10 protein-coding genes are annotated in these 8744 nt (G+C 31.3%); 8 read left to right on the top strand and 2 right to left on the bottom strand.

What is annotated here, in order from left to right:
* Positions 1-156 precede the first annotated feature (156 nt).
* The 5 genes from RMO70_RS09075 to RMO70_RS09055 all read left to right on the top strand — a co-directional run bounded on the left by RMO70_RS09075 (position 157) and on the right by RMO70_RS09055 (position 4118).
* Positions 157-1098, top strand: a complete 942-nt coding sequence (locus RMO70_RS09075; RefSeq protein WP_310556119.1) for a glycosyl hydrolase family 17 protein — start codon at positions 157-159, stop codon at positions 1096-1098.
* Positions 1085-2020 (top strand): glycosyl hydrolase family 17 protein, encoded by a 936-nt coding sequence (locus RMO70_RS09070; RefSeq protein WP_310556118.1) that lies wholly within the window; start codon positions 1085-1087, stop codon positions 2018-2020. Before RMO70_RS09075 ends, RMO70_RS09070 begins: the two co-directional genes overlap by 14 nt.
* 28 nt (positions 2021-2048) lie before the next feature.
* Positions 2049-3134: a family 16 glycosylhydrolase gene (locus RMO70_RS09065; RefSeq protein ID WP_310556117.1), complete on the top strand. Its 1086-nt coding sequence runs from the start codon at positions 2049-2051 to the stop codon at positions 3132-3134.
* 206 nt (positions 3135-3340) lie between these two features.
* Positions 3341-3925, top strand: coding sequence for a sigma-70 family RNA polymerase sigma factor (locus RMO70_RS09060; RefSeq protein ID WP_310556116.1), 585 nt, complete (start codon positions 3341-3343; stop codon positions 3923-3925).
* Positions 3926-3974: 49 nt separating this feature from the next.
* A complete protein-coding gene (locus RMO70_RS09055; RefSeq protein WP_310556115.1) occupies positions 3975-4118 on the top strand; it encodes a hypothetical protein in 144 nt (47 codons plus the stop codon).
* Between the two features lie 16 nt (positions 4119-4134).
* Here the strand turns inward: RMO70_RS09055 and nth are convergent, their stop codons facing one another.
* Positions 4135-4794: an endonuclease III gene (gene nth / locus RMO70_RS09050; protein ID WP_310556114.1), complete on the bottom strand. Its 660-nt coding sequence runs from the start codon at positions 4792-4794 to the stop codon at positions 4135-4137.
* A 342-nt stretch (positions 4795-5136) separates the two neighbouring features.
* Between nth and bcp the strand changes: the two genes are divergently transcribed.
* Positions 5137-5589 (top strand): thioredoxin-dependent thiol peroxidase, encoded by a 453-nt coding sequence (gene bcp, locus RMO70_RS09045; RefSeq protein ID WP_310556113.1) that lies wholly within the window; start codon positions 5137-5139, stop codon positions 5587-5589.
* 76 nt (positions 5590-5665) lie between these two features.
* Here bcp and RMO70_RS09040 read toward each other — a convergent pair whose 3' ends face one another.
* Positions 5666-7120, bottom strand: a complete 1455-nt coding sequence (locus RMO70_RS09040; protein WP_310556112.1) for a TonB-dependent receptor — start codon at positions 7118-7120, stop codon at positions 5666-5668.
* Positions 7121-7211: 91 nt separating this feature from the next.
* Between RMO70_RS09040 and RMO70_RS09035 the strand changes: the two genes are divergently transcribed.
* Both RMO70_RS09035 and RMO70_RS09030 read left to right on the top strand, forming a co-directional pair.
* A complete protein-coding gene (locus tag RMO70_RS09035) occupies positions 7212-7976 on the top strand; it encodes an MBL fold metallo-hydrolase (protein WP_310556111.1) in 765 nt (254 codons plus the stop codon).
* A gap of 15 nt (positions 7977-7991) precedes the next feature.
* Positions 7992-8459 (top strand): hypothetical protein, encoded by a 468-nt coding sequence (locus tag RMO70_RS09030; protein ID WP_310556110.1) that lies wholly within the window; start codon positions 7992-7994, stop codon positions 8457-8459.
* Positions 8460-8744 lie beyond the last annotated feature (285 nt).

The following is an 8744-nucleotide window of genomic DNA, read 5'->3' as shown; positions in this document are numbered from 1 at the left end:
TCTGTTCAAGAATGGGCTAAAAATCAAAGTATTGAACTTTTCTATTTTTCATCATTTGATGAATCTTGGAAAGTTAACCAAGAAGGAGAAGTAGGTGCTGCTTGGGGTATTTGGGATAAAAATGAAAAATTAAAATTTGATAATAAATAAGAACTAATGTCATTTAGAAGAAAAGAAGATTCACTTTATCAAATAAAATTTGATAATACCAATGAGTTTAAAAACTTTGACGGAATTGATTTTACTGCAAAAACGCCAGAAGAATTAAATGTGCTTTTCAGCGATGTATTAAATACTAAAATGCACGGAATTTGTTTTAGTATGTATCAAGACGGTCAGAAACCAGGCGACATCATTTCTGAAGAACAAGTTAGACGAAGAATGGATATTATTGCGCCTCACACCAAATGGGTTAGATCCTTTTCGTGTACCGAAGGCAATGAGTTTATTCCAATAATTGCTAAAGAATTCGGAATAAAAACGTTAGTTGGTGCTTGGCTTGGAGATGATCCTGAGGTTAATAAAAATGAGATTGAAGGATTAATAAAACTTTCAAACGAAGGTTTTGTTGATATTGCTGCTGTAGGAAACGAAGTAATGTATCGTAAAGATTTAACTGAAGAGGAACTTTTAGAGTTTATCGATACAGTAAAAAAAGCAATTCCAGATACCATTCCAGTTGGTTATGTAGATGCTTATTATGAATTTACTATAAAACCTAGAATTACTGAAGCTTGCGATGTAATATTAACCAATTGTTATCCATTCTGGGAAGGTTGCAATCTTGATTATTCGTTAGCACATATGAAAAGTATGTACCACCAAGCACTACAAGCTGGAAATGGCAAAAAAGTAATTATTACCGAAACGGGATGGCCAAGTCAAGGCGAAAGTTTTAAAGATTCGCATCCATCAAAACAAGGTGGTTTGCAATATTTTGTGAATACCCAACTATGGTCCAAAGAAGAAAATATTGATGTTTTTTATTTCTCGTCTTTTGACGAATCTTGGAAAATTGGAGACGAAGGAGAAGTTGGTGCATATTGGGGAATTTGGGACAAAAATGAAAAATTAAAATACAATAATGAACAGTTTTAAAGCACTAAATTTAGAACCAGGTCGAGCAATTTGTTATTCTGGTTTTAGAGAAGGACAACAACCGGGTGGTATTTATCCAAGCTATAATGAAGTAAAAGAAGATTTACTATTACTTCAAAATCATTGGAAATATTTGCGTTTGTATGATTGCGATGCTCATGCAGTAACGGTTCTAGAAGTAATTAAAAATGAAAATTTACCTTTTCAAGTAATGCTTGGAGCGTATATTGTAGCCGAAATGAATAATTTTGGTTGCCCTTGGGGTGGTGGAGTTTACACCGAAGAACAACTTTATGAAAACCGATTAAAAAACGGAATTCAGATTAAAAAACTTATCAGCTTAGCCAATCAATATCCAACAATTATTTCAACGCTATCAGCAGGAAATGAAGCCTGTGTAGATTGGACAGATCATTATGTATCCGTTGCTAGCGTTATTGAATATGTAAAATTAATTAAAAAAGAAACAAAGCAGCCTGTAACTTTTTGTGAAAATTATGTGCCTTGGCTAAGTAAGCTAAAGCCTTTAGTAGACGAAGTCGATTTTATATCAATACACACTTATCCTGTTTGGGAATATAAAAATATTCACGAAGCATTAGAATATACCAAAGAGAACTATTTGGCAGTCGCCAATATGTATCCTAATAAACCAGTTGTAATTACCGAAGCGGGTTGGGCAACAAATTCTAACGGACGTGGAATAGAACCACATAATGTAAGTGAAGAGAATCAAGAAATTTATTATCAAGATTTAGTAAATTGGACTGATACAGAAGGAATTTTAACCTTTGTTTTTGAAGCCTTTGACGAATCTTGGAAAGGCTCTTCAGAGCCATTAGAACCAGAAAAACATTGGGGACTTTTTAAAATAGATAGAACTCCAAAATTAGTGATGCAGAACACCAAAATTTTATCTTGAAATAATTTTAAAAACTTAAAAGGTTATTATGAAGAAAAATACTAAACTCAAACTATTTTTATTTTTTTCTTTGCTATGTCAAATATGTTTTGCCCAAGTTGATGTTGTGTATTCAACTTTAGTTTGGTCAGATGAATTTAATACAAATGGAGCAATAGATTCCAATAAATGGTTTCATCAAACGCAATTACCAGCTGGTGGAAACTGGTTTAATGGTGAAGTACAGCATTATACCAATCGAGTAACAAACTCTTTTGTAGACTCAGATTTTTTGAATATTGTTTCAAAAAAAGAAGTTTTTACTGATCAAGGAAATACAAAACAGTTCACATCTGCTCGATTAAACTCTAAATTTGCCTTCAAATACGGTCGTGTAGATGTTAGAGCAAAAATACCAATTGAAGCTGGAACTTGGCCTGCCATTTGGATGTTAGGCAAAAATATTAATGAAGACGGTGGCTATTTTGATGCAGCTTTTGGAACTGTAGGTTGGCCTGCCTGTGGTGAAATTGATATTATGGAACATGGAATTTTTCCATCTCAGTCTGTCAATTATATTCAAAGCGCTTTACATACACCTTCTTCTTTTGGGAATACTGTAAATATAGGAGGAATAGTAGCCTCAGATGTAGCAAATAACTATCATACATACTCACTAAATTGGTCTCCAAACAGAATATCATTTTTACTTGATGATGTTATTTATTATACATACAATCCAACAGTTAAAAACGCAAACAACTGGCCATTTGACTTAGAACAATATATCTTACTCAATATTGCAATGGGTGGAATTGCAGGTTCTATAGCAACTAATTTTACTCAAAGTTCCATGTTAATTGACTACGTTCGAGTATATCAAAACCCTTTAAGTTCAGATGAAAATAAATTAAGTGCATTAAATATTTCCCCAAATCCAACTAATGATTTTATTAATATTTCTACTAGTTCATTTATTGATAAAGTAGAAATATACAATCTATTAGGTAATTTAGTTTTGAGTAGCATTTCCAACACTAATAAAATAGATATATCAAATTTGACTAAAGGAATTTATTTGATAAACATTTATTCTGGAATAGAAAAAAGTGTTAAAAAAATAATAGTTGACTAATTTAAAATCAATATTTTTTTTGAAAAAATCCAGAAGTACTTTTTTTATTGCATTAAATTTGTTAAAATTTAAGATAAATTTGTATATATGAGATATATTATGCTAAATTTGACTTCTGAACAATATTAAAACAAAAGCGTATAACACACAAATACTTTTAAAGAGATTAACTCTAAAGATAAACCCAAAATCTAAAAAGTATTGTTATGGCTACTATTCAACTCCCAGATGCATTATTGGTTAGGAATTATATTGATGGTGACGAAAATGCACTTTCGGTTTTAATTCAAAGGCACCAATCAAAAATTTACGGCTTTATATATTCTAAACTTTTAGACAGAGATATTTCTGACGATGTTTTTCAGGATACTTTTATAAAAGTCATTAAAACTTTAAAAACCAATTCCTATAACGAAGAAGGTAAATTTTTGCCTTGGGTAATGCGAATTGCTCACAACCTTATTATAGATACGTTTCGTAAAAACAAAAAAATGCCAATGTATCGAGAAACCGAAGAGTTTTCTATTTTTTCGATTATGACTGATAATTCTCCTAATATTGAAACTAAAATCATTACAGATCAAGTTGAAAATGATTTATTGCGAGTTTTAAATGAATTGCCAAACGATCAAAAAGAAGTGGTAGAAATGCGAATTTATCAAGACTTGAGTTTTAAAGAAATTGCTGATTTAACAGGTGTTAGCATTAATACTGCACTTGGAAGAATGCGATATGCTTTAATGAATATGAGACGCATAATTGAAAAAAATCAAATGATTTTGACAAATTAGATAATATTATAGTTAAGATTACGTTATACTATAAATAATAAAAAATAGTATGGCAAAAATTTACTCTAAAAAGAAAAATGCAACCCCAAAAATGTTACCAAAAAAAGAAACTGTCAATTTTATATTGAACTATTCCAAAGCATTACGAATAGAAAAATTGGGTAACGTAGTTTACGAAACAATTTTAAACTAAGAACAAAACGCTCTAATTACAGAGCGTTTTTTTTGTAATAATCTGAGATTACTTTTTGCCTTCCAATAGTCTTTGTAATAACATCTTTTTCCAAATTCCAACCACGAGCAGGAGAATATTCACGGCCATACCAAATAATTTGCAAATGCAAATCGTTCCAAATCGCCTCTGGAAAAATGCGTTTGGCATCTTTTTCAGTCTGAACCACATTTTTTCCATTAGTCAAATTCCAACGATACATTAATCGATGTATGTGCGTATCCACCGGAAAAGCTGGCACGCCAAACGCCTGACTCATCACCACACTAGCCGTTTTGTGACCAACAGCTGGCATTGCTTCCAGAGCTTCAAAACTCTGTGGAACTTCACCATTATGCAAGTCAATAATCATTTGAGACAAGCCATAAATCCCCTTCGATTTCATTGGCGAAAGCCCACAAGGACGAATAATTTCTTTAATTTCTTCGACGCTCAATTTAACCATATCATAGGGATTATCCGCCTTAGCGAACAACAATGGAGTAACCTGGTTCACACGCACATCCGTACATTGCGCAGACAATAAAACTGCAATTAGTAACGTATAAGGATCTTTATGATCCAGTGGAATCGGAATCGTAGGATATAATTCTTTTAACGTATTTATAACAAAAGTTACACGTTCATTTTTGGTCATTTTTACTTAAATTTGAAATGTAAAAATACGATTTCAATTGTAATTTCAAAAATCAATATCAAAAATCTATATCATTATGTGCCTATTCCAGCTTTTCGTTTCAACGCCTCAATTTTAAAACTATTTTTCTATACAATCTCACGAGCTTCCTTTGGTCGCTGTGACATTGCAAGAAAAATTAGCTTTAAAATTTGCGGGGTTTTCACTTCAATCTGGGGCATTTTTTGTAGTCAGGGATTAGTATTGAGTGCTAAGTAATCTGTATTCAATCCAACTTGACATAGAATATTTTGTCTATATAAATTCAAATCGAATAATCTAACAATCAAATAATCAAAAAAAATGATAACATTAAAAAAAGGCGATAAAGCACCTAATTTCTCAGGACTAGACCAAGATGGGAAGGCACATAAATTAGCAGATTACACAGGCAAAAAACTAGTAGTTTTCTTCTATCCTAAAGCCAATACACCAGGCTGCACCGCCGAAGCTTGTGATTTGAGTAACAATTATGCTCGTTTCACAGCAAACAATTATGCAATACTTGGTGTAAGTGCCGATTCAGCAAAAGCACAATTAAAATTTAAAGAAAAATTTGATTTTCCATTCCCACTTCTTGCCGATGAAAATAAATCAGTAATCGAGGCATTTGGCGTTTGGGGACCAAAAAAATTTATGGGAAAAGAATATGATGGAATACACAGAACGACTTTTATAATTGATGAAAATGGAATCCTTGAAAATGTTATTACGGATGTAAAAACAAAAGCGCATACTGATCAGATTTTAGGCTAGATTCAATTAATCAGTAACTAATTTATAGTTTCAGAATTTAAATAATTATTTTAAATTCTGAAACTAAAATAAATAGTTAGGCTTTCTCCAAAACCTTATTGTCATACCCAAAAAGATGATCTTTTTTTATCATTTCGGCAATACCAAAAGGAAGTAGCTCTTCCCAACCTGTTTGATTCTCGCTAATCATTTTTAACACCTTACGAGAGAAAATTTTAAGATTATCTTTTTCAAAATCAGTAATATCAATCACCTTTCCATTATAAGCAAAGAATTTATATAATTCTTTCATACGTGGATGCACTTTAAGATTCTGTGAGTTGATTACATTTCCATCTTCGTCTTCCATAGGGTATAGGAAAACTTTTAAATCTCGATAAAATAATTTTCCAAACGCTTCTAGGATTCCACCACTTAAATGGCGATAGTATTTTTCGTCAAAAACATCGATAAGGTTGTTTACTCCCAATGCCAATCCCATTCGTTCTTTGGTATAATTAGAAAAATATTCAACTACTTTATAATATTCTTGAAAGTTTGAAATCATAACAGTCTGACCCAAAGAACATAATAATTCTGCTCGATCCATAAAATCACGTTCGTCAATTTCGCCACCTGAACTCAAATTAGATAAGGTAATTTCAAAAATAACCAGCGTATTTTCTTTTTTCACCTTGTTCCCATCAACAAACATCTGCAACGATTTCTCATACATATCCATATTTACTTTGGTTACAGGTCGGAAACTTCCACGCAACGCAAGGATATTTTTTTTATATAAAACGGCTGCTGGCAAAATATTCTTTCCTGTTGGATCAAACATTACAGCATCAGTCATTCTGTTTTTCACCAATTGTAAACTCATTAATCTATTGTCAACATCTGCAAAACGAGGTCCAGAAAAATTTATAGTATCTATTTCTAATTGATCAATATCGATATGGTCGTACAAATAACGCAATAATTTTTTGGGGTCATTGTATTTGTAAAAAGCACCATAAATAAGGTTTACTCCCAGTTTACCTAGCGTTTCTTGTTGTAATTTAGCATCGGTTTCTTTAAAACGAATGTGTAGCAAAATCTCGTTATACGCTTCGTCAGAATCTATTTGATACCGAATTCCAACCCAACCGTGTCCTTTGAATTGCTTTGCAAAATCTATGGTTGCCACAGTATTTGCATAGCTAAAAAACATTTTAGTTGGATGTTTTTCACGATTCAATCGTTGTTCAATCAACTCTACTTCGTGATCCAACATCTTTTTAAGACGACTTTCAGTAACATAGCGACCGTCTTCTTCAATTCCATAAATAGCATCACTAAAATCTTTATCATAAGCAGACATTGCTTTTGCAATAGTTCCAGAAGAACCACCAGCTCTGAAAAAGTGACGAACAGTTTCTTGTCCAGCACCAATTTCGGCAAAGGTTCCGTAGATATTGTCGTTAAGATTTATTCTTAAAGCTTTGTCAGTTGTTGAAGGAATTTGTTCAATAACTTTATCTCCTTTAAGTTTGATTTCTGTGTCCAATTTTTTATTTATTGAATTAATACTTTGCAAAGTTAATAAAATAGGAAGTTTTACATCAAAATAATCTTTATTTTTGTAAAAAATAATTCGTTTGAAAATCTTTTTTTTAGGAACAGGTACTTCGCAAGGCATTCCCGTAATAGGAAGTCAGCATCCTGTATGCAAAAGTGATGATTTCAAAGACAAACGTTTGCGGGTTTCGGTTTGGGTAGAATGGGATGATTTTTCATTTGTAATTGATTGTGGTCCAGATTTTAGAACACAAATGCTTACTTCCAACTGTCAAAAAATAGATGCCATTCTATTTACCCACGAACATTCAGATCATACAGCTGGATTGGATGATATTCGTCCGTTTTTTTTCAAACAAGGCAATATTCCTATTTATGGGCATCAAAGGGTTTTAAAAAACTTAAAAAAACGTTTCGATTATATTTTTGAAACCGAAAATCGTTATCCAGGAGCTCCAGGTGTTACTGAAATCGAAGTTATCAACAGTAAAACTATAGTTTTTGAGACTAAAACTATAATTCCTATTAATTTTATGCACGGAAACTTGCAAGTTTTTGGATACCGTTTTCAAGATTTTGCTTATTTGACTGATGTGAAAACTATTGAAAAAGAAGAAATTGAAAAACTAAATGGTTTAGAAATTTTGGTTATCAATGCTTTGCGTGAAGAACCACACGACACCCATTTTAATTTGCAAGAAGCCTTGGATTTTATTAACATTGTAAAGCCAAAAAAAGCTTATTTAACTCATATTAGTCATATTCTAGGTTTTCACGAAGAAGTGCAAAAAAAACTTCCAGAAAATGTATTTTTAGCTTACGATAATTTGATAATTACTATTTAAAAAAGAATTTAAAAAATGAAAAAATTAGTTTTATATGCGTTAATATTCTCGGTTTTGATGAATATTTTTCAGTTGATGTATTCCACAAAAAAATTCAATTTTGATACAGCTCAAAATGAAAAATTTCGAGCAAAAATGACAGACAGTCTCAAAAAAGTTATTAGCCAGAAAGAAGATGGAGATTATTTTTCATTAGCAAACAACGACAAAGCTATTGAATATTTAGAAAAATATGATGTCCAAAAACTAATGCCAAAAATCAAGGAAAAATTGATGGATTTGAATACAAATCCTGATGGAAACAGATTGATTCCTTACGATCAAATGGTTATCAACAAAGTTCGATTTCTAAATCACCGATGGATTATTGCCGATTATACAGGACCTTCAGGATGGGGCGAAATTATTATTAAATATTTTATTGAAAAAGATGAAAATGTAACTTTTGAAGTGGCAGAAACGGTATTGTATCCGCAGAGCTAATTTTTTTAGTTTATATCTAATCAACACTTTTCAATAAAATTTAATTAATTAACATTATTTTTTTATTGTTTATCAATAATTATTTATTATATTTGCTGTATAATTTTAAATCATAAATATTATGTCAGCAAAATCAAGTTTTATTTTGAAATTTTTAAATGTTATTGCATGGATCGTTTTTATAGGACTTTGTATAAAAGCAGGTTCTATTTTGTATTCCTACATTGTTAGTATGTTTGTTAATGAAGTAGGTGCGAAAAATTTATATTTAGGATTGGATTTTTC

The organism is Flavobacterium sp., from assembly GCF_031422135.1.
Classification (GTDB): domain Bacteria; phylum Bacteroidota; class Bacteroidia; order Flavobacteriales; family Flavobacteriaceae; genus Flavobacterium.
The sequence above is the reverse complement of the archived record's forward strand: the minus strand, read 5'-3'. Positions and strand labels throughout refer to the sequence as shown.

What these genes read in the sequence shown, in the direction of transcription:
- RMO70_RS09070 (WP_310556118.1), top strand. Translation starts at nt 1,085, where the DNA reads ATGAACAGTTTTAAAGCACTAAATTTAGAACCAGGTCGAGCAATTTGT.
- nth (WP_310556114.1), bottom strand. Translation starts at nt 4,794, where the DNA reads ATGACCAAAAATGAACGTGTAACTTTTGTTATAAATACGTTAAAAGAA.
- bcp (WP_310556113.1), top strand. Translation starts at nt 5,137, where the DNA reads ATGATAACATTAAAAAAAGGCGATAAAGCACCTAATTTCTCAGGACTA.
- RMO70_RS09065 (WP_310556117.1), top strand. Translation starts at nt 2,049, where the DNA reads ATGAAGAAAAATACTAAACTCAAACTATTTTTATTTTTTTCTTTGCTA.
- RMO70_RS09075 (WP_310556119.1), top strand. Translation starts at nt 157, where the DNA reads ATGTCATTTAGAAGAAAAGAAGATTCACTTTATCAAATAAAATTTGAT.
- RMO70_RS09030 (WP_310556110.1), top strand. Translation starts at nt 7,992, where the DNA reads ATGAAAAAATTAGTTTTATATGCGTTAATATTCTCGGTTTTGATGAAT.
- RMO70_RS09055 (WP_310556115.1), top strand. Translation starts at nt 3,975, where the DNA reads ATGGCAAAAATTTACTCTAAAAAGAAAAATGCAACCCCAAAAATGTTA.
- RMO70_RS09060 (WP_310556116.1), top strand. Translation starts at nt 3,341, where the DNA reads ATGGCTACTATTCAACTCCCAGATGCATTATTGGTTAGGAATTATATT.